The organism is Cupriavidus taiwanensis (assembly GCF_900250115.1).
Lineage (GTDB): Bacteria > Pseudomonadota > Gammaproteobacteria > Burkholderiales > Burkholderiaceae > Cupriavidus > Cupriavidus taiwanensis_B.
In genome coordinates this window covers 1,675,970-1,700,613 of record NZ_LT984804.1, presented here as the reverse complement: position 1 = coordinate 1,700,613, position 24,644 = coordinate 1,675,970, and the positions used below count along the sequence as shown (strand labels likewise).

Annotated in this window: 24 protein-coding genes and 1 pseudogene; 12 read left to right on the top strand and 13 right to left on the bottom strand. The window is 69.2% G+C overall.

Features of this window, described 5'->3' with window-relative positions; all coding sequences use genetic code 11:
- The first annotated feature begins 11 nt into the window (after positions 1–11).
- Both flhD and CBM2586_RS24405 read left to right on the top strand, forming a co-directional pair.
- Complete coding sequence (gene flhD / locus CBM2586_RS24410; RefSeq protein ID WP_115664171.1) at positions 12–326, top strand: flagellar transcriptional regulator FlhD; 315 nt, start codon at positions 12–14, stop codon at positions 324–326.
- Between the two features lie 27 nt (positions 327–353).
- Complete coding sequence (locus tag CBM2586_RS24405; protein ID WP_115690342.1) at positions 354–1,187, top strand: hypothetical protein; 834 nt, start codon at positions 354–356, stop codon at positions 1,185–1,187.
- A gap of 12 nt (positions 1,188–1,199) precedes the next feature.
- Here CBM2586_RS24405 and gabD read toward each other — a convergent pair whose 3' ends face one another.
- The 7 genes from gabD to CBM2586_RS24370 all read right to left on the bottom strand — a co-directional run bounded on the left by gabD (position 1,200) and on the right by CBM2586_RS24370 (position 8,829).
- Positions 1,200–2,648 (bottom strand): NADP-dependent succinate-semialdehyde dehydrogenase, encoded by a 1,449-nt coding sequence (gene gabD / locus CBM2586_RS24400; protein ID WP_115664173.1) that lies wholly within the window; start codon positions 2,646–2,648, stop codon positions 1,200–1,202.
- Between the two features lie 70 nt (positions 2,649–2,718).
- Complete coding sequence (locus CBM2586_RS24395) at positions 2,719–2,931, bottom strand: DUF3079 domain-containing protein (protein WP_115664174.1); 213 nt, start codon at positions 2,929–2,931, stop codon at positions 2,719–2,721.
- An 89-nt stretch (positions 2,932–3,020) separates the two neighbouring features.
- A complete protein-coding gene (locus tag CBM2586_RS24390; RefSeq protein ID WP_115666417.1) occupies positions 3,021–3,236 on the bottom strand; it encodes a hypothetical protein in 216 nt (71 codons plus the stop codon).
- A 105-nt stretch (positions 3,237–3,341) separates the two neighbouring features.
- Positions 3,342–4,556: an AI-2E family transporter gene (locus CBM2586_RS24385; protein WP_115690340.1), complete on the bottom strand. Its 1,215-nt coding sequence runs from the start codon at positions 4,554–4,556 to the stop codon at positions 3,342–3,344.
- 197 nt (positions 4,557–4,753) lie between these two features.
- Entirely contained in the window at positions 4,754–6,175 is a 1,422-nt protein-coding gene (locus tag CBM2586_RS24380) for an aldehyde dehydrogenase family protein (RefSeq protein WP_115690338.1), read from the bottom strand.
- 29 nt (positions 6,176–6,204) lie between these two features.
- A complete protein-coding gene (locus CBM2586_RS24375) occupies positions 6,205–7,116 on the bottom strand; it encodes a TauD/TfdA dioxygenase family protein (protein ID WP_115664177.1) in 912 nt (303 codons plus the stop codon).
- Positions 7,117–7,158: 42 nt separating this feature from the next.
- Positions 7,159–8,829, bottom strand: a complete 1,671-nt coding sequence (locus tag CBM2586_RS24370; RefSeq protein WP_115690336.1) for a GMC family oxidoreductase — start codon at positions 8,827–8,829, stop codon at positions 7,159–7,161.
- Between the two features lie 170 nt (positions 8,830–8,999).
- Between CBM2586_RS24370 and CBM2586_RS24365 the strand changes: the two genes are divergently transcribed.
- Positions 9,000–9,710 carry a GntR family transcriptional regulator gene (locus CBM2586_RS24365; RefSeq protein ID WP_115664179.1) on the top strand — a complete coding sequence of 237 codons (711 nt, stop codon included), beginning with the start codon at positions 9,000–9,002 and terminating at the stop codon, positions 9,708–9,710.
- 189 nt (positions 9,711–9,899) lie between these two features.
- Here the strand turns inward: CBM2586_RS24365 and CBM2586_RS24360 are convergent, their stop codons facing one another.
- The 4 genes from CBM2586_RS24360 to CBM2586_RS24345 all read right to left on the bottom strand — a co-directional run bounded on the left by CBM2586_RS24360 (position 9,900) and on the right by CBM2586_RS24345 (position 13,609).
- On the bottom strand, positions 9,900–10,280 hold the full coding sequence (locus CBM2586_RS24360) for a hypothetical protein (protein ID WP_115664180.1): 381 nt from the start codon (positions 10,278–10,280) through the stop codon (positions 9,900–9,902).
- A gap of 9 nt (positions 10,281–10,289) precedes the next feature.
- Entirely contained in the window at positions 10,290–10,814 is a 525-nt protein-coding gene (locus CBM2586_RS24355) for a host attachment protein (RefSeq protein ID WP_115664181.1), read from the bottom strand.
- 214 nt (positions 10,815–11,028) lie between these two features.
- A complete protein-coding gene (locus CBM2586_RS24350) occupies positions 11,029–12,597 on the bottom strand; it encodes a sulfatase-like hydrolase/transferase (RefSeq protein WP_115690334.1) in 1,569 nt (522 codons plus the stop codon).
- Positions 12,598–12,631: 34 nt separating this feature from the next.
- Positions 12,632–13,609 carry a Bug family tripartite tricarboxylate transporter substrate binding protein gene (locus tag CBM2586_RS24345; protein ID WP_115690332.1) on the bottom strand — a complete coding sequence of 326 codons (978 nt, stop codon included), beginning with the start codon at positions 13,607–13,609 and terminating at the stop codon, positions 12,632–12,634.
- Between the two features lie 95 nt (positions 13,610–13,704).
- On the opposite strand from CBM2586_RS24345, the pseudogene CBM2586_RS24340 reads away from it, so the two are divergent.
- Positions 13,705–14,254, top strand: a pseudogene (locus CBM2586_RS24340) (MarR family winged helix-turn-helix transcriptional regulator).
- Between the two features lie 29 nt (positions 14,255–14,283).
- Here the strand turns inward: CBM2586_RS24340 and CBM2586_RS24335 are convergent.
- Positions 14,284–15,225 (bottom strand): LysR substrate-binding domain-containing protein, encoded by a 942-nt coding sequence (locus CBM2586_RS24335; protein WP_115690330.1) that lies wholly within the window; start codon positions 15,223–15,225, stop codon positions 14,284–14,286.
- Positions 15,226–15,383: 158 nt separating this feature from the next.
- Here CBM2586_RS24335 and CBM2586_RS24330 point away from each other — a divergent pair, with 158 nt between their 5' ends.
- The 3 genes from CBM2586_RS24330 to CBM2586_RS24320 are packed head-to-tail and all read left to right on the top strand — an operon-like array spanning position 15,384 to position 18,681.
- Positions 15,384–16,376 (top strand): Bug family tripartite tricarboxylate transporter substrate binding protein, encoded by a 993-nt coding sequence (locus CBM2586_RS24330; protein ID WP_115664186.1) that lies wholly within the window; start codon positions 15,384–15,386, stop codon positions 16,374–16,376.
- Between the two features lie 54 nt (positions 16,377–16,430).
- Positions 16,431–17,453 carry a DUF1338 domain-containing protein gene (locus CBM2586_RS24325; RefSeq protein WP_115664187.1) on the top strand — a complete coding sequence of 341 codons (1,023 nt, stop codon included), beginning with the start codon at positions 16,431–16,433 and terminating at the stop codon, positions 17,451–17,453.
- A gap of 13 nt (positions 17,454–17,466) precedes the next feature.
- Positions 17,467–18,681: a PLP-dependent aminotransferase family protein gene (locus CBM2586_RS24320; RefSeq protein ID WP_172587144.1), complete on the top strand. Its 1,215-nt coding sequence runs from the start codon at positions 17,467–17,469 to the stop codon at positions 18,679–18,681.
- 28 nt (positions 18,682–18,709) lie between these two features.
- Here CBM2586_RS24320 and CBM2586_RS24315 read toward each other — a convergent pair whose 3' ends face one another.
- Positions 18,710–19,534 carry a FadR/GntR family transcriptional regulator gene (locus tag CBM2586_RS24315; RefSeq protein ID WP_115664189.1) on the bottom strand — a complete coding sequence of 275 codons (825 nt, stop codon included), beginning with the start codon at positions 19,532–19,534 and terminating at the stop codon, positions 18,710–18,712.
- Positions 19,535–19,961: 427 nt separating this feature from the next.
- On the opposite strand from CBM2586_RS24315, the gene CBM2586_RS24310 reads away from it, so the two are divergent.
- The 5 genes from CBM2586_RS24310 to CBM2586_RS24290 all read left to right on the top strand — a co-directional run bounded on the left by CBM2586_RS24310 (position 19,962) and on the right by CBM2586_RS24290 (position 24,600).
- Entirely contained in the window at positions 19,962–21,164 is a 1,203-nt protein-coding gene (locus CBM2586_RS24310; RefSeq protein WP_115664190.1) for an ABC transporter substrate-binding protein, read from the top strand.
- A gap of 109 nt (positions 21,165–21,273) precedes the next feature.
- Positions 21,274–22,131, top strand: coding sequence for a branched-chain amino acid ABC transporter permease (locus CBM2586_RS24305; RefSeq protein ID WP_115664191.1), 858 nt, complete (start codon positions 21,274–21,276; stop codon positions 22,129–22,131).
- Positions 22,131–23,126, top strand: a complete 996-nt coding sequence (locus CBM2586_RS24300) for a branched-chain amino acid ABC transporter permease (protein ID WP_115666418.1) — start codon at positions 22,131–22,133, stop codon at positions 23,124–23,126. Before CBM2586_RS24305 ends, CBM2586_RS24300 begins: the two co-directional genes overlap by 1 nt.
- On the top strand, positions 23,123–23,899 hold the full coding sequence (locus CBM2586_RS24295; protein WP_115664192.1) for an ABC transporter ATP-binding protein: 777 nt from the start codon (positions 23,123–23,125) through the stop codon (positions 23,897–23,899). The genes CBM2586_RS24300 and CBM2586_RS24295 overlap by 4 nt, the downstream gene beginning before the upstream one ends.
- On the top strand, positions 23,896–24,600 hold the full coding sequence (locus tag CBM2586_RS24290; protein WP_115690326.1) for an ABC transporter ATP-binding protein: 705 nt from the start codon (positions 23,896–23,898) through the stop codon (positions 24,598–24,600). The genes CBM2586_RS24295 and CBM2586_RS24290 overlap by 4 nt, the downstream gene beginning before the upstream one ends.
- Positions 24,601–24,644: the final 44 nt, after the last annotated feature.

Below are 24,644 nucleotides of genomic sequence, written 5' to 3'. Positions count from 1 at the left end.
GCGGGCCCAACATGCACCAGCAAGCGGACGCCGACAGCCTTCGCCAGATCGAAACGCTGAACCTGTCCTACCTGCTGCTGGTACAGCGGCTGATGCGCGAGCACGAGGCCGAGGCCCTGTTCCGGCTCGGCCTCGGGCGCGAAGTGGGCCGCCTGCTGGCATCGCTGACGCCGACGCAGCTGGTCGCGCTGGCGCGCTCCAGCGTGATGCTGTACCGCTTCCGGCTGGATGACAGCCTGCTGGTTGCGGCGCTGACCGAGGCTGAGCCGCCGCACGCCTTGCAAGGCATGCATGCCGCGATCGTGATGGCATCGCGGCGGGATTGAGACACGACTTCAGGAATCGGAGGGTATATGACGGGCAATGCGATCACGCATGTCGATCTGAAGCGGACCACCATGGCCGCTGGCCGCCGCGGCGGGTGGCTGCCCGCGGTGCACCGCACTGAAATCGCCGGCACGCTGCAGATGCAGGACATCGTCCAGGCCCTTGGCGCCGAGGCCGCCGAGCAGCGCTGCATCGAAGCCGGCCTGGAGACGCTGGCCATGGCGGGGCACCCGCCGGTGCGGGCGGTGGTCTCGGTGGGCCACGGCCGCCAGCCGGCGCTGGATTTCCATGTCGATGCCGACATCAAGACGTGCTGCGCGCTGGACCGCACCCTGCAGCAGGCCATCGCCAGCCGCTTCACCAGCGTGCTGCCACCCGGTCTGGCGGTCTCGGTGCTGCCGCTGGACGTCTATGTGCGCGAAGGCGGCGGGCCGGACCATGCGCCCGAGGCGCAGGCCTGGGGCGCGTGCGCGCGCGAGCTGCTATCCGGCGGCGAATTGCAGCAGCGGCTGGCGGTCGTATGCGCCTATCTGTCGGTGCTGCAGGACGCGCAGGGCCTGGCCGAGCGGCTGGGCTACCTGCAGCAGAACCTGCTCGACCAGGGCCAGGAGGCGCTGTCCTGGCGCTTGCGGCGGCACCGCAGCGTGGAGGGGCGCATGCTGGCGCAGGCGCTGGAGGGACTGGCCCGCGCCGCGGACGGCGCGTTGTATGAGTTTGGCAGCCGCTACAGCCGGGAGCGGGCCAGCTACCAGGTCGAACAGATGCAGCAGGTGCACGACCAGATCGCGCGCTTTCGGGACAGCTGCCGGCTGGCGCCGCCACCGCCCGACGCGCGGCACGCCGTTGGCGCGGCGGGCTGAGGGTGCGCCGGGTCAGATGCCGGCCATGCAGGTGTACTTGATCACCAGGTAATCGTCGATGCCGTAATGCGAGCCCTCGCGGCCCACGCCGGATTGCTTGACGCCGCCGAACGGCGCCACCTCGTTCGAGATCAGGCCGGTGTTGACGCCCACCATGCCGTATTCCAGCCGTTCCGAGACGCGCCAGACCCGGCCCAGGTCGCGCGCGTAGAAGTAGCTGGCGAGCCCGAACTCGGTGTCGTTGGCCATGGCGACCACGTCGTCCTCGGTGTCGAAGCGAAACAGCGGTGCCAGCGGGCCGAAGGTTTCCTCGCGCGCGACCAGCATGCCGGGCGCGACATCGGCCAGCACCGTCGGCTGGAAGAAGGAGTGTCCGAGCGCATGGCGCTGGCCGCCTTGCAGCAGGCGGGCGCCCTTGCCCAGCGCATCGGCGATATGCTCCTCGACCTTGGCCACGGCCTTGTCGTCGATCAGCGGGCCGATGCGCACGCCGTCGTCCATGCCGTTGCCCACCTTTAGCGCCGCCACCGCGGCCACCAGCTTCTGCGCAAACGCCTCGTAGACGCCGGACTGCACGTAGATGCGGTTGGCGCAGACGCAGGTCTGCCCGGCATTGCGGTACTTGGAGACGATCGCGCCTTCCACGGCGGCGTCGAGGTCGGCATCGTCGAACACGATAAAGGGCGCGTTGCCGCCCAGTTCCATCGATACCTTCTTGATGGTGGCGGCGGTCTGCGCCATCAGCGTGCGGCCGACTTCGGTCGAGCCGGTGAAGGTCAGCTTGCGCACCAGCGCATTGCTGCTCATCTCGCCGCCGATCGCGCTGGCCGCGCCGGTCACCACCGACAGCACGCCGGCGGGAATGCCGGCACGCTCGGCCAGCGCCACCAGCGCCAGCGCCGTCAGCGGCGTCTGCGAGGCGGGTTTGAGCACCATGGTGCAGCCGACCGCCAGCGCCGGGCCGGCCTTGCGGGTGATCATGGCGGCGGGGAAATTCCACGGCGTGATCGCGGCGCAGACGCCGACCGGTTCCCTGGTCACGACGATGCGCTGGTTGCTGACCGGGGCGGGAATGGTATCGCCATAGACCCGCTTGCCTTCCTCGGCGAACCATTCGATGAACGAGGCCGCGTAGGCGATCTCGCCGCGCGCCTCGGCGATCGGCTTGCCCTGCTCCGCAGTCATGATGCGGGCCAGGTCTTCCTGGTTCGCCATGATCAGTTCGAACCATTTGCGCAGCAGCGCCGAGCGCTCCTTGGCGGTGCGGGCGCGCCACGCCGGCAGCGCCCGGTTGGCGGCCTCGATGGCCTGGCGGGTTTCCTCGGCGCCCAGCTGCGGCACCTGGCCGACGCGCTCGCCGGTGGCAGGATTGGTCACGTCGATGCGGCGTTCGCCATCGATCCAGCGGCCGTCGATCAAGCACTGCTGCCGCAGCAGCGAGGAATCCTGGAGGTTCAGCATGGTTGTCTCGGTGTATGCCGGCGTGGCGCCGGGTCTTATGGTTGAGCCGGAGACAACGATTGTAATCCCGCTACCCGGGGGTGGTGCCGGACGGTCCGGTGGCGGACGTCGACTCGATGCCCCAGTCGCCGCATTCGAGCCAGTCGTCGCCAAGCAGCTCGACGGGATGCTGGGTGCGGCTGGAGCCGTTGCCGCAGCGCATCGAGTCGACCGGGCAGTAATGGTCGCAGCCCCAGCAGACGCGCTCGGGATGGCTGGGATGGATGGGAAATTTCTTGGCCATGATGGGCCATTATGTCGACGCAGCCAGTGCGCGGTGTTGCGCGGGATCAAGGCGGCGCCCACAGGGCAGCAACAGCGCTGTGGCGCCGTTCAGCGCCAGCCTTCGGCGTCGAGGCGCGTCCAGCGGTCCGGCGCTTCATCGTCGTCGGACGCAAGCAGCAGCGTCTCGCCGCAGTGGCCGCAGCGGTACACGAACGCATTCTGGCCGCTCGTCATGCGCAGCGTCGCCGAAATCGCCAGTTGCGGATGCGGCGGCACATGGCCGGGGCGGTCCAGTTGCGACTCGCACAGGTCGCATAGAGACATGGTGGTTTCCTCCGCGCGAAGGGCTGCGCCTGAAATGCTGTGGTGCAGCATTCGCTGTTCCAGTATAGCGGTGTAGATCTGCTGCGGCAGGTGCGCGAACGCACGCTACTCGCCAAGGAACTCGGCCACCACTTCCATGCCCTCGATGTGATCCGCGACCACCTTGGCGATGGTGATCATGGGTATCGCGAGCAGCATCCCCCACACGCCCCACAGCCAGGTGAACAGCAGCAGCGCCACGAACACCGCCACGGCGTTCATCCGCGCCATGCGGCCGGTCATCCACGTGGTGATGACCGAACCTATCAGCGTGGCGATCAGCAGCGAGCCGCCGGCCGCGGCGGCGGCCATGCCCAGCGTGCCGAACTGCATGAAGGTGGCCATGCCCAGGCACAGCGCGATCGCCAGCGCGCCGAAGTAGGGCACCAGGTGCAGCGCCGCCGCCGCGATCGACCAGCTGCCGGCGTTGTCGACCCCGAGCCACTTCAGCAGCAGCCAGGTGCATACGCCCAGGCCGGCGTTGGTCACCAGCAGCATCCCCATGTAGCGGCGGATGGAGCGGTTGACCTCGTCCAGCATGTGCACGCTGATCTTCTTCTCCGAGATGGTGGTGCCGACCATCTTGATGAACTTGCGCTTGAAGGTATCGCCGGCAAGCATCAGGAAATACAGCAGGAACACCACCACCACCGCCTGCGCCGCCATGGTGAAGATGCTGACCGAGCCGGCCAGCAGCATGTTGTTGAGCTGGCCCGCCGACTGCTCCACCACCACCCGGGTGCCGCGCGCCGGCGGCGGCTGGCCGGTGCCGCTGAGCACGGTGGCGGCGCGGCGTATCTTCTGCCACATCGAGTCGTCGCCGCTGAGCAGAGCGCCGACGGAACGCGACAGCTTGCTGGCCATCTCCGGCAGGCTGTTGACCATCGACTCCACCTGGCCCTGCAGCAGGTAGGCGCCGCTGAGCAAAGCGGCCAGCAGCGCCAGCAGCACGATGGTGCTGGCCAGCGAGCGCGCCAGCCCCAGCCGCTGCAGCGCGCATACCAGCGGATCGAGCAGGTAGGCCATCACCACCGCGATCACCACCGGCACCAGGAAGTCGCGCGCCACGTGCACGGCGTACAGCGAGAACAGCACCGCCAGCACCATCAGCGCGGTGCTGGCGCGATGCAGCGCGCTGGCGACGGCGGCATCGGTCAGCAGCGCAGGCGCTGGCGCGGACGGAGCGGCGGCGGCGCCCGCCGGGCGCTCAGCGTCGGTCAGTTGCGGGACGGGCGGCGCTGGCGGCAGCACCGGGGCGGTGGGATCGGGAACGGTCGACATAGCCGGGCGCTTCGGCAAAAGGCCTGGCGCTATCCTCGAAGATAGCGTTCCGGCAGACGTTGGCCTGTCGGACGCCGCCGCCTGCCGATGTCAGACAAGCGCGGCAGCGGGGGGCCGCATGCGTCGCCCGGACGACACCGCCCGGCTGCCGGCATTGCGCTGGCGTCCGGGCGGTGCGGGGCCGGAGCGGGAGGGCGTCAGCCGGTCACGGTCTTGGTCTCGAGGAACTCGGCGATGCCTTCGGGGCCGTACTCGCGGCCGTTGCCGGAGGTCTTGTAACCGCCGAAGGGCGCGGTGATATCCATCATCGCGCCATTGATGCGCACATTGCCGGCGCGCAGCCGGGCCGCCAGCTTGCGCGCACGCGCCGGGTCGGACGAGGCGACATAGGCGGCCAGGCCGAACTCCGTATCGTTGGCGATGGCGACGGCTTCCTCTTCGCTGTCGTAGGGCAGCAGGCACAGTACCGGCCCGAAGATTTCCTCGCGGGCGATGGCCATGTCGTTGCGCACGTCGGCAAAGATGGTCGGGCGCGCATAGAAGCCGCGCTCGAGCCCGTCGGGGCGCCCCGGGCCGCCGGCCGCCAGCCGCGCGCCTTCCTCGATGCCGACGCCGATCAGGCGCTGCACCTTGTCATACTGGCCGCGGTTGGACATCGGGCCCATCTTGGTGCCGGGATCGGACGGGTCGCCGACCTTGACCGCATTGGCCACCGCCGCCGCAATCTGCACCGCTTCCTCGTAGCGCGCGCGCGGCACCAGTACGCGCGTGGGCGCCACGCAGGTCTGGCCCGTATTGACCATGCACTGGGCCACGCCGCTGGTCACCGCGGCCTGCAGGTCGGCGTCGTCCAGCACGATCAGCGGCGACTTGCCGCCCAGCTCCTGCGCCACGCGCTTGACCGTGGGCGCGGCGCTGATCGCCACTTCCACGCCGGCGCGGGTCGAACCGGTGATCGACACCATGTCGACCCCGGGATGCGACGACAGCGCGGCGCCGACCACGCGGCCCTCGCCATAGATCATATTGAACACGCCCGGCGGGGTGCCGGCGGCATCCATGATCTCGGCGAAGATCTGCGCGTCCAGCGGCGCGATCTCCGAGGGCTTGAGCACCACGGTGCAGCCCGCCGCCAGCGCCGGCGCCACCTTGGCCGCGATCTGGTTCAGCGGCCAGTTCCACGGCGTGATCAGCGCGGCCACGCCGATGGCCTCGCGCAGCACCAGGCTCTTGCCGCGCGGGCTTTCGAAGGCAAAGTCGCGCAGCGCCTGCAGCGTCGCCTGCAATTGCCCCAGTCCGATGGCGGCCTGCAGGTTGGTGGCCAGCGTGATCGGTGCGCCGATCTCCTGGCGCACCGCCTGCGCGAGGTCGGCCATGCGCGCCTGGTAGGCGGCGACGATGCGCTCGAGCAGTGCGATGCGGGTTTCGCGGGTGGACACTGACCACGCCGGGAAGGCCGCGCGCGCGGCGGCCACGGCGCGGTCCACGTCCGCGCTGGTGCCCATGGCGAGCCTGCCCGCCACCGCTTCGGTGGCCGGGTCGATGATGTCGGCCTGGGTGGCGCCCTCGGCGGGCTGCACCCATTTGCCCTGGATATAGAACCTGTCGACGATATGCATGTCCGATTGCCTCGATGGTTGGTGTGCGGTCAGACCGGACGGTCGCCGATGATGGTGGCGCGGTTCATGTGGCGCACCGCGGGAAAGTAGTCCTGCACCGCGTAGTGCTGGGTCGAGCGGTTGTCCCACAGCGCGATCGTGTCCGCTTGCCAGCGCAGCCGCACCTGGTACTCGGGCGCGGCGGCCTGGCGGTACAGGTACTGCATCAGGTCCAGTTCTGCCGGCCGGAAATCGGAACCGAAGCGGTACGGCTGTTCCTTGGCGAAGTTGGCGAAATGCGTGGTGAAGGCCTCGTTGACGAACAGGATCTTCTCGCCGGTCTCGGGATGGGTGCGCACCACCGGATGCACCATGGGCGGATACTTGGCGCGCATCTCGGCGTACTTTTCCTCGCTCAGCGCGGTGCCGAATGCCGGCATGGCGTCGTGCACGGCCTTCAGGTTGGCGATGCGATCCTTCATTTCCTGCGGCAGGTTGTCGTAGGCGGCGGCCATGTTGATCCAGATGGTGTCGCCGCCCACCTCCGGGCACTCGAGGCAGCGCAGCATCGAGCCCATCGACGGGATCTCGCGCCACGACACATCGGAGTGGTACAGGTTCTCGCGGCCGCGGGTCTTGTCGTTGCGGCCGAACACCACCAGTTCCGGGTGCTCCGGATGGTTGGTGAACATCGGGTGGACCTCGAGTTCGCCGAAGCGCCGCGCCACGGCAACGTGCTGGGCCGGCGTGATGGCCTGCTTGCGGAAGAACAGCACCTTGTACTTCAGCAGCGCGCGGCGCAGTGACAGATAGGTGTCGTGGTCGAGGGCCTCGCGGAAATCGATGCCCTCGACCTCGGCGCCAATGGTCGGCGTGCAGCGGCGCACGCTGAAGGGGAAGGGCTCCTGCTCGAGCGCCCGGTAGTCTTGCGGGCTGATGCTGGCGGGTGCGGTGGCTTGCATGGTGGTGGTCTCCTTGGTGTGTTGTGCCTGTGCCGGTCGGGCTCAGCGGTGCGCTGCCCGGATCAGGTCCGCGGCCTTTTCGCCGATCATGATGGCCGGCGCGTTGGTGTTGCCGCCGACCAGGGTCGGCATGATCGAGGCGTCGGCGACGCGCAGGCCCTGCACGCCGCGCACCCGCAGTTCGGGGTCGACCACGGCCATGTCGTCGACGCCCATCTTGCAGGTGCCGACCGGGTGGTAGACCGTATCGGCATGGTTGCGCACGAAGTCCTGGATCGCCGCCTCGTTGCTGCTGTCGGGGCCGAACGCGTCGGTCAGGACCTCGCGCCCGCCATGCTGCGCCAGCGCGGGCTGGGCGAAGATGCGGCGAATCGCGCGCACCCCTGCGACCATGCCGGCCATGTCTTGCTCGGCCGACAGGAAGCGCGGGTCGATCAGCGGCGCCGCGCGCGTGTCGGCGCTGCGCAGGCGCACGTGGCCGCGGCTCTGCGGGCGCAGCACGCAGGCATGGCAGGAATAGCCGTGTCCGAGATTGCCCAGGTTGCGGTTGCCGAGCAGCGCCACCGCGAAGTGCAGCTGCACGTCGGGGATCTCCAGTCCGGGCCGGCTGCGCAGGAAGGCGCCGGCCTCGGCGATATTGGAGGTCACCATGCCGGTGCGGGTGCGCCGGTAGCGCATCACCTCGCGCGCCAGCCGCAGCATGCCGCGGCCGGTCTTGCCGAACAGCTCGGTGGTCTGCAGTTGCTTGTTGACGATGATGTCGAGATGGTCCTGCAGGTTCTCGCCCACCCCCGGCAGTTCGTGGACCACGTCGATGCCGACCTCGCGCAGGTGCGCGGCCGGGCCGATGCCTGACGCCAGCAGCAGTTGCGGCGAGTTGAAGGCGCCGCCGCTGAGCACGATCTCGCGCCGCGCGCGCAGCACCTGCACCGTGCCGCCACGGACCACCTCGACGCCGGTGGCGCGCTTGCCGTCGAACAGGATGCGCAGTGCCTGCGTGTCGGTCATCACCGCCAGCCCGCGGCGGCCGCCGTTCAGCGCGGTGTCGGCCGCGTTGCCGCCGTGCAGGTAGGCGCGCGCCGCGTTCCAGCGCTCGCCGTTGTGCTGCGTCACCTGGTACAGGCCCGCGCCTTCCTGGTTGGCGCCGTTGAAGTCGTCGTTGCGCGGCAGTCCGGCCTGCATCGCGGCCTCGACGAAGCGCTGCGCGAACGGGTTGGGCGAGCGCAGGTCGCTGACGTGCAGCGGCCCGTCGCTGCCATGCAATGCGTCCTGCTGCCCGCCCAGGCGGGGATTGCGCTCGCTGCGGCGGAAGTATGGCAGCACGTCGTCATAGCCCCAGCCGCGGCAACCCAGCGCGGCCCAGTCGTCATAGTCGCGCCGGTGGCCGCGGATATAGACCATGCCGTTGATCGACGAGCTGCCGCCCAGGCCGCGCCCGCGCGGCTGGTAGGAGCGGCGGCCGTTCAGGCCTGCCTGCGGCTCGGTGTAGTAGGCGTAATTGCGCGGCCCGGCCTTGGGCACCACGGCGGCGATGCCGACCGGCGCCCAGATCGCGTAGTGGTGGTCATGCGGGCCCGCCTCGAGCAGCGCCACCGTGACGCTCGCGTCCTCGGCCAGGCGTGCGGCCACGGCGCAGCCCGCCGAGCCCGCGCCGATGACGATGTAGTCGAACTCCGCAGGCGCGCCGGCGGTGTCAGTTGCCCTGGTATCCAATGGTTGTCTCCTGAGTTGCCAGCTTGCGGTGAGGGTGGGGGCGCAGAGCGCTGGTGACGACGGATACTGCCATTACCTGTTATAACAGGTCAATAGGTTATGACGACACCTGTCATGATAGGTATAATTCGCCTCACTCAGTTAGGAGCCGCCCGCGGGGCGGGACACACGTGGCGCTGCCCAGGTTCAAAGAGATCGAAAGCGAGATTCGCCAGCGAATCGCCAGCAACACCTTCGGCCCGGGCGCCAAGCTTCCGTCCGAGGCCGAGCTGATGGCCGAGTTCGGCGTCAGCCGCATCACCGTGCGGCAGGCCCTGTCCGGACTGCACAACGCCGGCCTGATCGAAAAAGTAAATGGCAAGGGCAGTTTCGTGACGCGGCCGGCCGACACCCCCAGCCTGGGCGCGCTGACCGGTTTCTATGAGACCGGGCGGGCCCGCGGCCAGCTCGCCTACGGCAAGCTGGCGTCGGCGCGGTTGTTGCGGGCGCCGCCGCATGTGGCCGCGGCGCTGAGCCTGCAGCCCGGCGAAAAGGTGCTGAGCGTGGCCACGGTGCGCTACTGGGACGACGTGGCGGTCGCCTATTTCAACCTGATGGGGCCGGAGCCGCTGATGCGCCGCCTGGTGCAGGAAGATGTCGAGACCAACGACGCCATGGCGCTGTTCGAAAGCCGGCTGGGGTATCGCTTTCGCGACGTGGCGATGGAAGCCAGCGCGATCCCGGCGCCGGCCGACGTGGCGCGCAAGCTTGGCGTCGACGAGGGGCTGCCGCTGTTGCGCCTGCGCTGCACCCCTTATGACATCGAAGGCACGCCGCTGTTCTGCGCCGACCTGCTGTTCCGGCCGGACCGCTACGCCTACAAGTGGACGCTGACGCGCTGAAGCGGTGTCGCGGCAGCCGGCGCTTGCGGCCAGCGCCGCCACGGCGCCCCGATGCCCTTGTCACCAGGTACCCGCACGGTAACTTTTACCGGCCGCGCGTACTTCTTACTGCGGCCCAGCCACGCTGCGCGGCCGCGCCCGCTGCGCGCAGCGCTGCACTGCTGGTCCCAATCTGGTACGCCGGTTGCGTCATCTCCAGCGCAGCGGCGCCATCGGCGCCCCGCCGGCAGGCCGCGCCATGCAGCAAGCCTTGCCGCCAACCTGCCAGATGGAGGACAACATGAAGACACCCTTGCGCATCGGCGCAGCCTTGCTCGCACTTGGCATCCTGGCGGGTTGCACCGCCACCGGCGGCACCAGCGGCTCGGGCTCGATGTCCGGCTCGGGCGCGGTGACGGAACAGAACCGCAGCCGCAGCACGCCTGGCGCCGGCACGTCCACCGGCACCTCCGGCGCGACCAGCACCACCAGCCCGAGCGGCACCTCGAGCGGCAGCGGCGCCAGCGGCTCCGGCACCGCCCGCTGAGGCGGCGCAGCCGCCTGCGCCATCACGGGCGGCTGCGTGGTCATGTCATCGCGCTAGCGTTCACGGCCGGTATTGACGCGTTCGTCGCGCCGCGCCGCCACGATGCCTTCATCGGCCAGCCGCTGCTGCAGGTCGTTGTTGGCCACATTCTTGAAGTCCTTGTCGATTTCCCGGGTGACCACATCGGTGACGCCCGCGGACAGGGTCTTGCGCAACAGCCCCAGGAAGCGCGGCGCCGCGATCAGCGCCAGTTCATCGAAGCGCTGCTTGTTGCGCGCATCGTCGAGGTAGTCGGCGACGCGCCGGGCAAACAGCTGCGCCTCCTGGTGCAGTTCGTCCTCGCCTGCCGAAGACGTGACCGTGGACGGCCCCACCTGGTGGGCGCCGGGGTGTCCCGCGTCGCCCTGGACGGCGGCGTGGCCCCGGCGGCCGTAGGCGTCGCGGCGCAGGTCGGCGCGGTCGGCATGCGCGGCCGCGTCGGTGATTTCCTCGATGACTTGCAGCGGCGCGCTGTCGCCATGCGAGGCGAAGATGCGGGCGACGGACTCGTCCGCCACCAGGATCCAGATGTTCTTCATGATCGCTCCGGTTGCCGGCCCGAACACAGGGCCCTCCGGTACCTGTTGCAAGGGATACGCCATCCGGGCCGCCGCCGGAGCCCGGTCGCAGGCGGCGGCGTACGCGTCCCGGGATGCCGGCGCGGGCACATGGTTGCAGTATCGACAGGCAAACCGTGCAACTTTTTCAGGCAACCGGCCCTGGCCACGCCGGGCCGGGGCGTCAGCGACCCGGCTACCAGACGCCGAAGAACACGCCGGCCTGCTTGTACACATTGGTCCTGGCCGCGACCTCTTCGTTGGTTACCGTCACGCGCGGCTTGAGCGTGCAGAACCAGTCCAGCAGGCGTAGCCGCATGGCACTGCGCACGGCTTCGTGGCCGGGGTCGGTGCCGAGGTCGAAGTATTCTTGCGGATCGTTGTGCAGGTCGAACAGCTGCGGCCGGAAGCCCTGCCAGTGCACGTATTTCCAGCGCGCGTCGCGCACCATCCAGGCGCGGCACGCGTCGGGATGGCGGCCCAGCGCGACCCGGGCGCCGCGGTAGGCGTAGTCCAGCTCGGAGACCACGGCGTCGCGCCAGGCGCCCGCGCCGTCGCGGTCCGCGGCACGCGTCAGGTCGAGCAGCGAGCGTCCTTCGACGCGATGGTCGGCGGGCGGCAGGCCCAGCGCATCGAGCACCGTGGGCACCACGTCGACCGCGCTGACCAGGCTGTCCTGCGCGGTGCCGCGGGTCGCATCGGCCTGCGGCGAGGGGTCGTAGACGATCAGCGGGATGTTCTGCACGGTGTCGTAGAACTGCTCCTTCTCGCCGAGCCAGTGGTCGCCCAGGAAGTCGCCATGGTCGGCGGTGAAGACGATCAGCGTGTCGTCCCAGCGGCCCAGCCGTTCCAGCTGTTCCCACAGCAGGCCGAGCCGGTCGTCGATCTGCTGGATCAGGCCCTGGTAGGCGGGGCGCACCGTGTCCGAGACCTCGGCGCGCATGAAGTTGGCGCACTCTTCCTGGGTGCGATACGCCGACAGCACCGGGTGCGGGTCTTCCAGCTCGGCATCGTGGCGCTGCAGCGGCAGGCAGTCGTCGAGCGCATAGGCGGCGTGGTACGGCGCGGGCGCGAGGTAGGGCCAGTGCGGCTTGACCAGCGACAGGTGCAGCACCCAGGGCTCATCGCCGCGCGCCGCGATGTACTGCATGGCCTGGCCGACGGTGTAGGCGGTCTCGGAATGCGGCTCGGCCACGCGCGCGGGCAGCCCGGCATTGCGCATGTGCCAGCCCGAGACGATCTCGCCGCGCGCGTTCTCGGCGCTGATCACGTAGTCGGTCCACGGGTCGGCGCTGTCGTAGCCCTGCCGGCGCAGCCAGTCGGCATAGGCGCCGCCCGGCTCGGCGTGGTGGCCGTCGTGGCGGTCGACTTCGGTGAAGTGGCCGCTGCGCAGCAGCGTCTCCAGCTCGGTGCCACCGTCGAGGTGCAGCCGCTTCAGGTTGGCGTTGTCCGGCATCACATGGGTCTTGCCCGCCAGCGCCAGCGCGCGGCCGCTGTCCTTCAGGTATTCGCCCAGCGTGACTTCACCGACCGACAGCGGCACGCGGTTCCAGGTGGCGCCGTGGCTGCTGACGTAGCGTCCGGTGTAGAAGCTCATGCGGCTGGGGCCGCAGACGCCGGAAGTGACATAGGCGCGGTCGAAGCGCACGCCGCGCGCGGCCAGGGCATCGATATTGCGCGTGCGCAGCGTCGGATGCCCGTAGCAACCGAGATGGTCGCGCCGCAGCTGGTCGCACATGATGAACAGGGTATTGCGGATGGTCATGGTCGGGAAGGTTGTGGTAGCCCCGCTCGCGGCATCAGTCGCCGGTATAGCCCGATGCCTTGACCACCGGCGCCCATTTGGCGGCGTCGGCTTTCAGCACCCCGGCAAAGGCCTCGGCGGGGCCGGTGGCGGGTTCGAGCCCGAGCTTCAGGAACTTGTCGCGCAGGTCGGGCGACTGCACCGCCTTGACGATGGCCGCGTTGAGCCGCTCCAGCGCGGCGCGGGGCGTGCCGGCGGGGGCCAGCACGCCATAGCGGCCTTCGCCCTCGATGCCCTGGTAGCCGAGTTCGGTGAAGGTCGGCACGTCCGGCAGCGCGACCGAACGATGCGTGCCCGAGGTCGCCAGCACGCGGATCTTGCCGGCGCGGTGCATCTCGGTCAGGTCGGCCAGGGTGTCGACCGAGGCCGGCACCTGCCCGCCGACCAGTGCGCTCATCAGCGGCGCCGAGCCGTTGAACGGCACGTGCAGCATGTCGACGCCCACCTGCTTGCCGATCATCAGCCCGAAGAAGTGCGGAATGCTGCCGAGCGCGGGCGAGGCATAGGAGTTGTTCTGCGCACCGGCCTTGAGCCAGGCGACGTAATCCTTGAGCGTGCGCGCCGGGCTGCCCGGACCGGTGGCCAGCGCCAGCTGGAAATTGGCGGCCTGCGCCACCGGCGTGAAATCACGCTGGATATCGTAGTTGAGCTTGCGGTAGACCAGCGGCGCGATGGTCATCACCGCCGAATTCGCCACCACCAGCGTATTGCCATCGGCCGGCTGGGTGCGCGCGTAGTCCATCACCAGCCGCCCGCCGGCGCCGGGCTTGTTCTCGACCACCACGGTCCGGTTCAGGGTCTCGCGCAGCTTGTCGCCGACCAGGCGCGCGGCCAGGTCGGCGGTGCCGCCGGCGGGGTAGCCCACCAGGATGCGCAGCGGCCGGTCCGACTGCGCGCTGGCCGGCGCCGACCAGGCTGCGGCGGCGGCCAGCAGGCATGCGGCAAGGCGGGGAAGGAAGTTGCGGGGGCTCACGATGTCTCCTGTCTGTTGTGCGCCGGCGGCCGGCATGGAGAGGAAGCTAACACCCGTCGATATAATTGACAAAGTCAACTAATTGCGGATGTGGCATGGCACACGACAACGGCGGCAACCGCCTGCAGCGGCCGCGGCGCCTGGCCGATTTCATCAACTACCGGGTCTATCACCTGAACCGCGTCGCGCTGGGCGCGGCCGCGCTGCACCTGCGCGCGCGGGCGGGCGTGACGCGGCGCGAATGGCGCATGATTGCATTCCTGGGCGAGCAGCCCGGCACGCGGCTGACCGAACTGGCGGAGAGCGCCGGCCTCGACAAGGTGCTGGCCAGCCGCGCCGTCCACGCGCTGGTGGAACGCGGCCTGGTGCGCCGGGACACGCGCGCAGGACCGGCGCGCGGCCGCGTTCACCTTGACGGAAGAGGGCGAAGCGGTTTACCGCAGCGCCTTTGCGCAGGCGCGTGAGTTCAATACGCAGCTGGCCGCTTGCCTGACGGCCGAAGAGGCGCGGGTGTTGTCGCGCTGCCTCGACAAGCTGCAGGCGCAGGCCGGCGCCATGCTGGCCGAGGCCCAGGCGTTGCCGCAGCCGGCGGGCGAGGCGCCGGCGTGGGAGCTGCAGCAGGTGTGGCGAGGAGAAAAGGGATAGCGGTGCAGCGCCGGTATCAACGGCGCCCTTTACTCGTGCGTGGCCGGCTCCGATGCGCATGACCCCGTAGCCTGCCCCCTGGCAAAGGTCACCGCCGCCTCCAGCAGCCACGCACGCAGATGCTGCATGGCATGGCTCATCGGGCGCGTATCGGGCTGGACCAGGTAATACGCGCTGGTGGAGCGCAACGAGCGCGCCACGGGGCTCACCAGTTGCCTGCTCGCCAGGTACTCTCCCACCAGGAAACGCGGCACCAGGCCGATGCCCAGGCCGGCCCGCGCCGCGGCGATCACCATGCTGTGGTGGTCGAAGCGGGCGCCGCGCACGGCGTTGACGTCGTCGATGCCGGCCGCTTCCATCCATTGCTTCCAGCCGAAACTGCGCGTGGCGAGGTGCAGCAGCGGCGCGTGGGCGATGTCGTGCGCGTCGATGCGCCGTTTGCGGCCGAACAACTGCGGGTGGCACACCGCCACGGATTCCTCCCCGAACAACAGGTCCGCGCGCGCGCCGGGATAGACCGCTTCGCCGAAATGGATCGCCGCGTCGTAGGGCGTGCCGTCGAACAGGAACACGTCGGACTGGGCGCTGATATTGACTACCACCTTGGGATGCCGCGCGTAGAAGTCGGGCAGCCGCGGGATCAGCCATTCGACCGCGAGGGTCGGCACGCACGCCAGTTCGACAGTGCCGCCGGCGCCCTCATGCGCCATCACCTCCAGCGTGTCGCGCTGCAGCTTGCGCAGCATCTCGCGCACCTGGACGCTGTAGAGCGCACCGGCCGCGGTCAGCGTGATGCGCTGGTTGGCGCGGTGGAAGAGCTGCACGCCGAGCAGGCTTTCCAGCGCGGCAATCTGGCGCGATACCGCGCTTTCCGTGATGAACAGGTCGGCGGCGGCGCGACGCAGGTTCAGGTGCAGCGCGGCCGCTTCGAAGGCGCGCAGGCTGGAAAGGCTGGGAAGGCGTTGCCGCATGGGGGAGGGAGGGCAGTTGATGACATAAAGTCATCATCCTATACCGAAATCTCGCTTGAATCGGTGGACTTGATGAGAAATGATTCACCCCTGGTCCCGCAGCCCCCACCCGCGGCGCCGCCATAACGACAACCATCAGGTAGACAGGAAAAAACAACATGCAACGCTTGTTCAGCGCGCTGGCCGCCGGCACTTTCGCCTTTGGCATGACCGTTTCCGGCATCGTCGCCGCCGAGGAGTTCCCCGCCAAGCCCGTCCGCATCATCGTGCCGTACCCGCCGGGCGGCACCACCGACATGGTGGCGCGGCTGGTCGGCGAGCGGCTCGCGCTGCAATGGAAGCAGCCGGTCCTGGTGGAGAACCGCCCCGGCGCGGGCGGCATCGTCGGCACCGGCGTCGCCGCCAAGTCCAGCGCCGACGGCTATACGCTGCTGATGGGCTCGGTGGGCGAGTTCGGCATCAACCCCACCCTGTACAAGAAGCTGCCCTACGACGCCGTGGCCGATTTCGCGCCGGTGACGATGGTGGCGCGCGTGCCCAACGTGGTGGTGCTGTCGCCGGCCTTTGCCGAGCGTGCCCAGGTGCAGACGCTGGCGGAGTTCATCGCCTACCTGAAGGCCAACCCGAAGCGCGTCAACATGGCGTCGGCGGGCAACGGCACCTCGACCCACCTGGCCGGCGAGCTGTTCCAGCGCATGACCGGCACCGAGATGAGCCACGTCGCCTACAAGGGCAGCAGCCCGGCGATCGCCGACCTGATGGGCGGCAGCGTCGACGTGATGTTCGACAACCTGCCGGCGTCGCTGCCGTTCGTGCGCTCCGGCAAGCTCAAGGCGCTGGCGGTGACCACGCCGGCGCGCTCGTCGGCGCTGCCCAACGTGCCGACCGTGGCCGCCGCCGGGCCGGTGGCGGGCTTCGACGCCAGCCCGTGGTTCGGCCTGCTGGCGCCGCGCGGCGTATCCAGCGCGGTGGCGCAGAAGATCAGCCAGGACCTGGCGCGCGCGCTCGGCGATGCCGCCGTGCAGGCGCGCATGCGCGACCTCGGTGCCGAGCCGGCGCCGAGCACCCCTGAAGCCTTCGCCGAGGTGCTGAAGAAAGACCGCCAGAAGTGGGGCGAGATCGTGCGCCTGTCCGGCGCTTCGGTGGACTGAAAGCCGTCATTGATTTCTCTCCCGTTAGCAAGCCCTTGGGGCCCTCCCTGCATCATGAGCAATAACCTCAACCAACTCGTTTCCCTGCACCTTGGCGCCACCGGCGCCGAACGCCTGTCCGCGCTGGTGAGCGCGCCCGCGCAACTGCCGGCCGGTGCCGCGGGTCACGCGTCGCGCGCCGAGATTGCCCACGCGCTGAACCTGGTGCTGTTCGCCGGCATCCTCGAGCGCGTGCCGACCGGCAAGGCCTACACCGAAGACCTGGCCGGCGCGGGCGGCAAGGTCCACTTCGACCATGGCGCGCTGCGCACGGTGCGCTGGCCCGACCACGGCGCGCTGCCCGCCGGCGAGGCCGCCTTCACGCGCATCCTGCGTCCGCTGGGCTACCGCCTCAACGGCACCTATCCGCTCGACCGCATCGGCATGACCGGCCGCTCGTACGCGCATGAAGACGCGCCGGAAGAGATCGCGCAGTTCTTTGTCAGCGAGCTGCACCCCGAGCGCTTCAGCGCAGGCTTCCAGCAGGCCGTCAGCCGCGTGCTCGAAACCTCGGTCGATCCGCTCACGCCGCGCGCGCAGGCACTGCTGTGGGAACTCGAGCGCGAAGGGTCGTTGCCGCAGGCGGATGCCGGCGAGCTGATCGGTGCGCTGGCGCGCTGCTTCGAGCGCCATCACGCAACGCCGCGGCTGGCCGACTACGAGGCGCTGCTGGCCGAATCGGCGGAGATGGCGTGGATCGCGACCGAGGGCAATGCCTTCAACCACGCCACCGACCGCGTCGAAGACGTATTCGCGCTGGCCGAGGCGCAGAAGCGGCTGGGGCGGCCGATCAAGGACAAGGTGGAAGTGTCGCGCAGCGGCCGCGTGCGCCAGACCGCGTTCCGCGCCGACCCGGTGCGGCGCGCCTTTGTCGGCGCGGACGGCGCCGAGGTGGTGCGCGAAGTGCCGGGCTCGTTCTACGAGTTCATCACCCGCGACCGCTATGTCGATGACGCGCAGGCGGTCACGCGCACCGACCTGGGTTTCGATGCGGGCAACGCGCAGGGCATCTTCAAGATGACCGCCGCGCAATGCTGAGGCCGGCGTGACCATGACCGCCGCCTACCCGTTCGTTCCCGCGCTGCGCGAGCCGGAAGGCTCGCCGATCCGCGAGCTGTTCAAGTACCTGTCGGATCCGGAGATGATCTCGTTCGCGGGCGGCTACCCGTCCGCCGCGCTGTTCGATGCCGACGGCATCGGCGCCGCGTCGGCGCAGGCGCTGCGCGAGCGGCCCGCCGAATGCCTGCAGTACGGCGCCACCGAAGGCGCGCCGGCGCTGCGCGATGCGCTCGGGGTGCTGATGGCGGAGCGCGGCGCCGCCGTGACGCGGGATCAACTGCTCGTCACCAGCGGCTCGCAGCAGGGTTTCGATTTCCTGGTGCGCGCGCTGGTCGAGCCGGGCAGCGTGGTTCTGGTCGAGGAGCCGACCTATTCGGCGACGCTGCAGGCGCTGCGGCTGGCCGGCGCCGACGTGCGCGGCGTGCCCTCCGACCAGCACGGCATGGACGTCGACGCGCTGGCGGCGATGCTGGCCGACGGCGCGGTGCGCCCGCGGCTGATCTACACGGTGCCGACCTTCGCCAACCCGACCGGCGCCACGCTGTCGCCCGCGCGCCGGCTGCGCCTGCTGGAGCTGGCGGCGCGGCACCAGGTGGTGCTGGTCGAAGACGATCCCTATGGCGCGCTGAGCTTCGACGGCGCCGCGCCGCCGTCGCTGCTGGCGCTGTGTGACCAGGTGCCGGGCGCCCGTCCGTGGCTGGTGCACCTGGCCAGCCTGTCGAAGACGCTGGCGCCCGGCCTGCGCATCGGCTGGATGGTGGCCGCGCCGGAAATCATCCGCCGCGCGGTGATCGCCAAGCAGGTGTCGGATCTGTGCACGCCGCCGTGGCTCCAGCTGGCGGTCACGCAATACCTGGCGGACGGCCGCCTGCCAGCGCAGGTGGAGCGCGAGATCGCGTGCTATCGCGACCGACGCGACCGGCTGGCCGAGGCATTGCGGCTGGCCTTCGGCGAGCGCATCCGCTTCGGCTTGCCCGCCGGCGGCATGTTCCTGTGGGCTGCGCTGGAAGACATCGACGATGCCGCCGCGCTGCTGCCGCATGCGATCGCGGAAAAAGTGCTGTTCGTCCCCGGGGCCGGCTTCTACGCGCAGCGCCGCGCACGGCCCGCGTTCCGGCTCTCGTTCGCGGGGGCGGCGCCGGAGCAGATCGCCGCAGGCGTGGCGCGGCTGAAGCGGGCGGCGCTGCGTCTGGACGCGGCCGGCTGACGCGAGCGCGGCTGCGCCGGTGCGCGCTTCATTCGTCGTCCGCCGGCAGCATCCGGCCGCGCCGCGGCATTTCGGAGTCGAGCACCAGCCGCCCATGGACCCGCCCGTTCATGCGCGTGACGTAATGCGTGCACTCTTCCATATGCGCCGACATCAGCGCGCGTACGGTTTCGGCGTCGCGCTGGCGTGCGGCGTCGACGATGCGCTTGTGGAACTTGACGTTGGCCGCGCCGAATTTCTCGTGCTCGCACGCAGGGGTGTCGTTGCCGAACACCACCAGCTGGCGGATCATCTCGTTGATCAGCTCGCACGAGAAGCGCAGCATCGGGTTGGGATTGGCCGCGGCCAGGATGTCGTGGAAGGTCAGGTCTTCCTGGCGCTGGTCCAGCAGCGGCTTCGCCGCCGCGGCCGAGGCCGGGTCGCACAGGTCGATGGTGCGCTCCAGCGCGTTGAAATCGTCCTCGGTCAGATGCGGCACCGCGCCGGCGGCCAGTTCCGGCTCCAGCAGCCGGCGCACGGTATAGATGTCGGCGATGCCGACGTCCTTGAAGAACAGGTAGTTCTGCATCAGCTGGAAAGTGCGATCCAGCGGCACCTCCACGATCGTGCCGCCGCCCGCCGGGCCGGTGCTGACCCGGATCAGGCCCTGCACCTCCAGCGACTTGAGGGCCTCGCGGATGGTGCTCTTGCTGACGGAGAACATCTGCTGCAGCTTGACCTCGTGCGGCAGCTTGTCGCCCGGGCGCAGGTTGCGCTGGGTAATCAGCCGCTTGAGCTCTTCCGCCACCAGGTCCGCGCGCTTCTGCTTGCGGATCTCGATGGCCCCGGTCTTGCCCTCCCGAAACATCGCCATTGCTCTTTCCTTGTCATGCGCGCAGGCCATAAAGGCCTGGGCGCTTGCATTCTAGCCAAGCGCGCCGGCGCGGGCGCCGCGGCTTGCCCCAGCCGTGTGCGGGCTGCCCGATTGGCTGGCATGGCCAGGGTGCGGTGCGCACCTTCCTGACTCGCCGTCGGCGCATGCGCGGGGCACGTGGCGCCGTGCGCAGAGGGTGCGTAAACCCTGACCTTTCCTTTGTTGACAACGATTCCGGCCGACTTCTAAGATGATTCTATTCTATTTATACATATAAATAGAATAAACAGGTTCGATTCTTGCTCGGGCAGTGTCGGCACCGGGCGAAAGTCACCAGCATGTCGGGAAGACGGTGCAGCGCCAGGCCATGGCACTGGCCGGACTTTCGCCCCGTGCAGCCCGATCCCCACATAACGAGGAGTGATCCTTGAATCGTCGTGACCTGCTGAAACTGGCGGCGCTGTCCGCCGTTCCCACCTCCCTGATCCATGGCCGCGGCGCCCTTGCCGCGGGCGAGGCGCTGGAATTCGGCTGCCCGGTGCCGATGTCGGGCGCCTTCGCCGCCAACGGAAAATTTGCCGACCTCGGCATGCGGCTCGCGATTGACCAGTATGGCCAGGTGCTGGGGCGGCCGCTGCGCTACAGCGTGCTCGACACCGAAGGCAAGCCCGCCACCGCGGTGCGCAAGGTGCAGGAACTGGCGCAGCAGAAGGCGGCGCGCTATTTCGCGGGCGGCATCCTGTCGTCCGAATCGCTGGCCATGGGCAAGGAGGCGGAGAAATTCGGCGGTGTGTTCGTTACCACCGCCGGGGCCGACGAGATCACCGGCAAGGACTGCAACCGTGCCACCTTCCGCTGGTCGGTGCCGACCTTCGGCGCGATCGAGCGCACCGTGCGCCCGCTGATCGAATCGATGCCGAAGGCGAAGCGCTGGTACACCATCACGCCGCAATACGTGTTCGGCGACGGGCTGCTGTCGGCGGCGAAGGCGATCTTCAAGGAGAAGGGCATCGAGCACGTGGGCAACAGCTACCACGCCCTGACCGAGAAGGAATTCAGCGGCTACCTGACCAATGCGCTCGCGGCCAAGCCAGACGTGCTGCTGATCCTGAACTTCGGCTCGCAGTCCGCCGACACGCTGCGCCAGGCGGTCAGCTTCGGCATGAAGAAGAACACCACCATCCTGCTGGCCTGGGCCTCGGGGCTGGAGCAATTCGAGTCGCTAGGCGCCGACCTGTGCGAGGGCGTTTACTTCGGCGCGCAGTACTGGCATGGCGTCGATACGCCGCTGAACCGCGACCTGGTCAAGCGCACCCAGGCCAAGTTCAAGGCCAATCCCAACTACAGCCTGGCCGGCTCGTACATCTGCACCAAGATCATGGTGGACGGCATGATCAAGGCCGGCAGCGCCGACCCCAGGGCCGTGGTCGCCGCGCTCGAAGGCATGAAGTACGAGGGCCTGACCGGGCCGGAGGAAATTCGCGCCGCCGACCACCAGGTGCTGAAGAACTACTACCTGCTCAAGGGCAAGGCCAAGGCGCGCATGAAGGACAAGGACGACTACGCCGAAATCGTCAGCGTCGGCAAGGCCTTCCTGCCGGTCGGGCAGACCCAGTGCAAGATGGCCTGAGGCCCTGACACGGCGGGCCGCTGCCCCGCCAGACCACAACCTGATGCACCCCTAAGCCCCATGCCGCGCCGCTGCGCGAGCGTGGCGGCTTGCTACATCCCTACGACTCATGAACGTCTATCTGTTGCAGGTGATCAACGGCGTCGGGATCGGCATGCTCTACTTCCTGCTGGCGGTAGGGCTGTCGATCGTGTTCGGCCTGTTGCGCTTCGTCAATTTCGCGCATGGCGCCTTCTATGCGCTGGGTGCCTACCTCTGCTTCCAGGCGCTGCAGCTCGGCATGAACTTCTGGGTGGCGCTGGTGCTCGCCCCGATCATCATCGGCGCGCTGGCGTGGCTGACCGAGAAGCTCATGCTGCGCCACGTCTATGCGCAGCCGCACGAGTTCCACATCCTGGTCACGGTGGGCCTGGCGCTCGCCATCCAGGAGCTCATCATCGTCGGCTGGGGCCCGCTCGGCGTCGACGTGCCGCCCCCGGACGTGCTGCAGGGCGTGGTGATGTGGGGCGACTTCATCTATCCCAAGTACCGCCTGTTCGTGATCGGCTTCACCGGCGTGCTGGCGATCGGGCTGTGGTGGCTGCTGGAAGGCACGCGCCTGGGCAGCGCGGTACGCGCGGGCAGCGAGTCCACCGAGATGGTGTCGCTGCTCGGCATCAACGTGTTCCGCCTGTTCAGCCTGATGTTCGCGCTGGGCGCCGCCACCGCCGCGATCGCCGGCGTGCTGGCCGCGCCGATCCGCGGCGCCGAGCCGTTCATGGGTGTCGAGGCGCTGGGCGTGGCCTTCATCGTGGTGGTGGTCGGCGGCATGGGCAGCTTCACCGGCGCGCTGGTGGGTGGCCTGCTGGTCGGCGTGGTGCAGAGCCTGATGAGCACGCTGTGGCCCGAGGGCGCGCGGCTGATGATCTATGTCGCCATGGCCGCGGTGCTGCTGCTGCGTCCGCATGGCTTGCTGGGGAGGGGATGATGGCTATGCAAAGACAATGGCTCTTGCGCTACCGTTTCTGGTGGCTGGCGCTTGGCGTCACGCTGCTGCTGCCGCTGACGATGCGCTCGGGCACGCTCGCCACCGAAGTGCTGATCTACGCAATGGCCGCGATGGCGTGCAACCTGCTGCTCGGCTACACCGGCCTGCTGTCGTTCGGCCAGGGCATCTTCTTCGGTCTCGGCAGCTACGCGGTGGGGCTGGCGCTGACCCGCGCCAGCCTGCCGATGCCACTGGCGCTGCTGCTGGCGATCGGCATCGGCGCGGCCGCCGCGGCGCTGGTGGGCTGGTTTGCGATCCGCCAGCGCGGCACCTACTTCGTGATGCTGACGCTGGCGTTCGCGCAGATGTTCTACTTCCTTGCCTATACCGCGCCCGGCATCACCGGGGGCGACAACGGCCTGCTGGACATCCCGCGACCGCCGCTGTCGGTGGCCGGCCATGCGCTGGTGCCGCTGGCGTCGCCGTGGCAGTTCTATGGCTTCGTCGCGGTGCTGTTCCTGGCGGTGTTCCTGGCCGTGCTGCGCGTGACCGAGTCGGTGCTGGGCCGCACGCTGCTGGCGATCCGCGACAACGAAGAGCGCGCCCTGGCGGTGGGCTACAACGTCAAGGCGTTCAAGCTGCTGGCGTTCATGGTCTCCGGAGCGGTCACCGGACTGGCCGGCGCGCTGCACGCGATGCTGACCGGCATCGCGCCGCTGACCAATATCGATTACCACGCCAGCGAGATGATCCTGGTGATGACCGTGATCGGCGGCACCGGCAATATCTTCGCCTCGGTGCTGGGCGCGGCCTTCTATGTGTTGCTGGCGGACTGGCTGTCGACGCTGTGGCCGCGCTGGCTGATGCTGCTCGGGTTGCTGCTGATCGCGGTCAGCCTGTTCATGCAGCGCGGGCTGTGGGGTCTGGGCGCCACGTTATGGGATCGACTGCGCGGCGTGCGCCGCGCGCCCGTCACGCAGGAGGAACGCGCATGAGCACCGCCACCACCCCCATCCTGGAGGCCACCGGCATCGTCAAGCAGTACGGCAAGTTCATGGCGCTGGGCGGGGTCGACCTGCGCGTGATGCCGGGCACGATCCATTCGGTGATCGGCCCCAACGGCGCCGGCAAGACCACCTTGTTCCACATGCTGACCGGCACCAAGGAAGTCAGCGCCGGCCGCATCGTCTTCGACGGCAAGGACGTCACGGCGGAGCCCGACTACCAGCGCGTGCAGCGCGGCATTGCACGCTCGTTCCAGGTCACCAGCCTGTTCCCGAGCCTGCCGGTGCGCGAGAACCTGCGCCTGGCCGCGCTGGGCACGTCGCCGCGCAGGGCCATGAGCGGATGGCGCCTGCCGGTGGGCGCGCTGGCCTGTGGCGAGGTCGTCGACCAGGTGCTCGACCGGCTGGAACTGGCGCGCGTCGCCGACAGCGCGGCGGGCGTGCTGTCGCACGGGCAGCAGCGGCGCCTGGAGGTCGGCATGGCGCTGGCGGCGCGGCCGCGCGCGATCTTCCTCGACGAACCGACCTCGGGCATGGGCGTCGACGACCTCGGCGCGATGAAGCGGCTGATCCGCGGCCTGGCCGCGGACCACACGGTGGTGCTGATCGAACACAACATGGACATCGTCATGGATATCTCGGACACCGTCACGGTGATGCAGCAAGGCAAGGTGCTGATGGAAGGGCCGCCCGCGGCGGTGCGCGGCGACCCGCGCGTGCGCGCCGCCTACCTCGGCAACATGATCACCGGAGGCAAGGGATGATGCTCGATGTACAAGGGATCCATGGCTACTACGGCAAGAGCCATGTGCTGCAAGGCGTATCGCTGGCGGGCGGCGAAGGCGAGCTGGTGACGCTGCTGGGGCGCAACGGCGCCGGCAAGTCGACCACGCTCAAGGCCATCGCCGGCGTGGTCCAGCCCAGGGGCGGGCGCGTGATCTTTCGCGGCAAGGACGTTGCCGGGCTGGCGCCGCACCGGATCGCCGCCGACGGCCTGTGCCTGGTGCCCGAGCACCGCGGCATCTTCAAACTGCTGACGGTGGAAGAGAACCTCAAGCTGGCCGCGCGCCGCGATTCGCCATGGCAGCTGCAGGACATCTACCGCATCTTCCCGCGCCTGCGCGAGCGGCGCGGCAATGGCGGCGCGCAGCTGTCCGGTGGCGAACAGCAGATGCTCGCGATCGGGCGCGCCATGATGAACCATCCGCGGCTGCTGATGCTCGATGAGCCGGTCGAAGGGCTGGCCCCGGTGATCGTGGAGGAGATCGTGGCGCAGCTCAAGGTCATCAAGGCGGCCGGCGTGCCGATCCTGCTGGTCGAGCAGAACCTCGAGGTCTGCACGCAGCTGGCCGACCGCCACGTGATCATCGAGCAGGGCAGGGTGGTCTACACCGGCGACAACGACGCCTTCCGCGCCGACGAAGCGGTCAAGGACCGCTATCTCGGCGTCGGCCTGGCGGCCTGAACCATGGATGACGGCGGCCGCGACGCCGGCTGACCCAGACGAGG

Coding starts and splice junctions, on each gene's coding strand:
- flhD (WP_115664171.1), top strand. CDS start 12: ATGCACCAGCAAGCGGACGCCGACAGCCTTCGCCAGATCGAAACGCTG.
- CBM2586_RS24405 (WP_115690342.1), top strand. CDS start 354: ATGACGGGCAATGCGATCACGCATGTCGATCTGAAGCGGACCACCATG.
- gabD (WP_115664173.1), bottom strand. CDS start 2,648: ATGCTGAACCTCCAGGATTCCTCGCTGCTGCGGCAGCAGTGCTTGATC.
- CBM2586_RS24395 (WP_115664174.1), bottom strand. CDS start 2,931: ATGGCCAAGAAATTTCCCATCCATCCCAGCCATCCCGAGCGCGTCTGC.
- CBM2586_RS24390 (WP_115666417.1), bottom strand. CDS start 3,236: ATGTCTCTATGCGACCTGTGCGAGTCGCAACTGGACCGCCCCGGCCAT.
- CBM2586_RS24385 (WP_115690340.1), bottom strand. CDS start 4,556: ATGTCGACCGTTCCCGATCCCACCGCCCCGGTGCTGCCGCCAGCGCCG.
- CBM2586_RS24380 (WP_115690338.1), bottom strand. CDS start 6,175: ATGCATATCGTCGACAGGTTCTATATCCAGGGCAAATGGGTGCAGCCC.
- CBM2586_RS24375 (WP_115664177.1), bottom strand. CDS start 7,116: ATGCAAGCCACCGCACCCGCCAGCATCAGCCCGCAAGACTACCGGGCG.
- CBM2586_RS24360 (WP_115664180.1), bottom strand. CDS start 10,280: ATGACCACGCAGCCGCCCGTGATGGCGCAGGCGGCTGCGCCGCCTCAG.
- CBM2586_RS24355 (WP_115664181.1), bottom strand. CDS start 10,814: ATGAAGAACATCTGGATCCTGGTGGCGGACGAGTCCGTCGCCCGCATC.
- CBM2586_RS24350 (WP_115690334.1), bottom strand. CDS start 12,597: ATGACCATCCGCAATACCCTGTTCATCATGTGCGACCAGCTGCGGCGC.
- CBM2586_RS24335 (WP_115690330.1), bottom strand. CDS start 15,225: ATGCGGCAACGCCTTCCCAGCCTTTCCAGCCTGCGCGCCTTCGAAGCG.
- CBM2586_RS24330 (WP_115664186.1), top strand. CDS start 15,384: ATGCAACGCTTGTTCAGCGCGCTGGCCGCCGGCACTTTCGCCTTTGGC.
- CBM2586_RS24325 (WP_115664187.1), top strand. CDS start 16,431: ATGAGCAATAACCTCAACCAACTCGTTTCCCTGCACCTTGGCGCCACC.
- CBM2586_RS24320 (WP_172587144.1), top strand. CDS start 17,467: ATGACCGCCGCCTACCCGTTCGTTCCCGCGCTGCGCGAGCCGGAAGGC.
- CBM2586_RS24315 (WP_115664189.1), bottom strand. CDS start 19,534: ATGGCGATGTTTCGGGAGGGCAAGACCGGGGCCATCGAGATCCGCAAG.
- CBM2586_RS24305 (WP_115664191.1), top strand. CDS start 21,274: ATGAACGTCTATCTGTTGCAGGTGATCAACGGCGTCGGGATCGGCATG.
- CBM2586_RS24300 (WP_115666418.1), top strand. CDS start 22,131: ATGGCTATGCAAAGACAATGGCTCTTGCGCTACCGTTTCTGGTGGCTG.
- CBM2586_RS24295 (WP_115664192.1), top strand. CDS start 23,123: ATGAGCACCGCCACCACCCCCATCCTGGAGGCCACCGGCATCGTCAAG.
- CBM2586_RS24290 (WP_115690326.1), top strand. CDS start 23,896: ATGATGCTCGATGTACAAGGGATCCATGGCTACTACGGCAAGAGCCAT.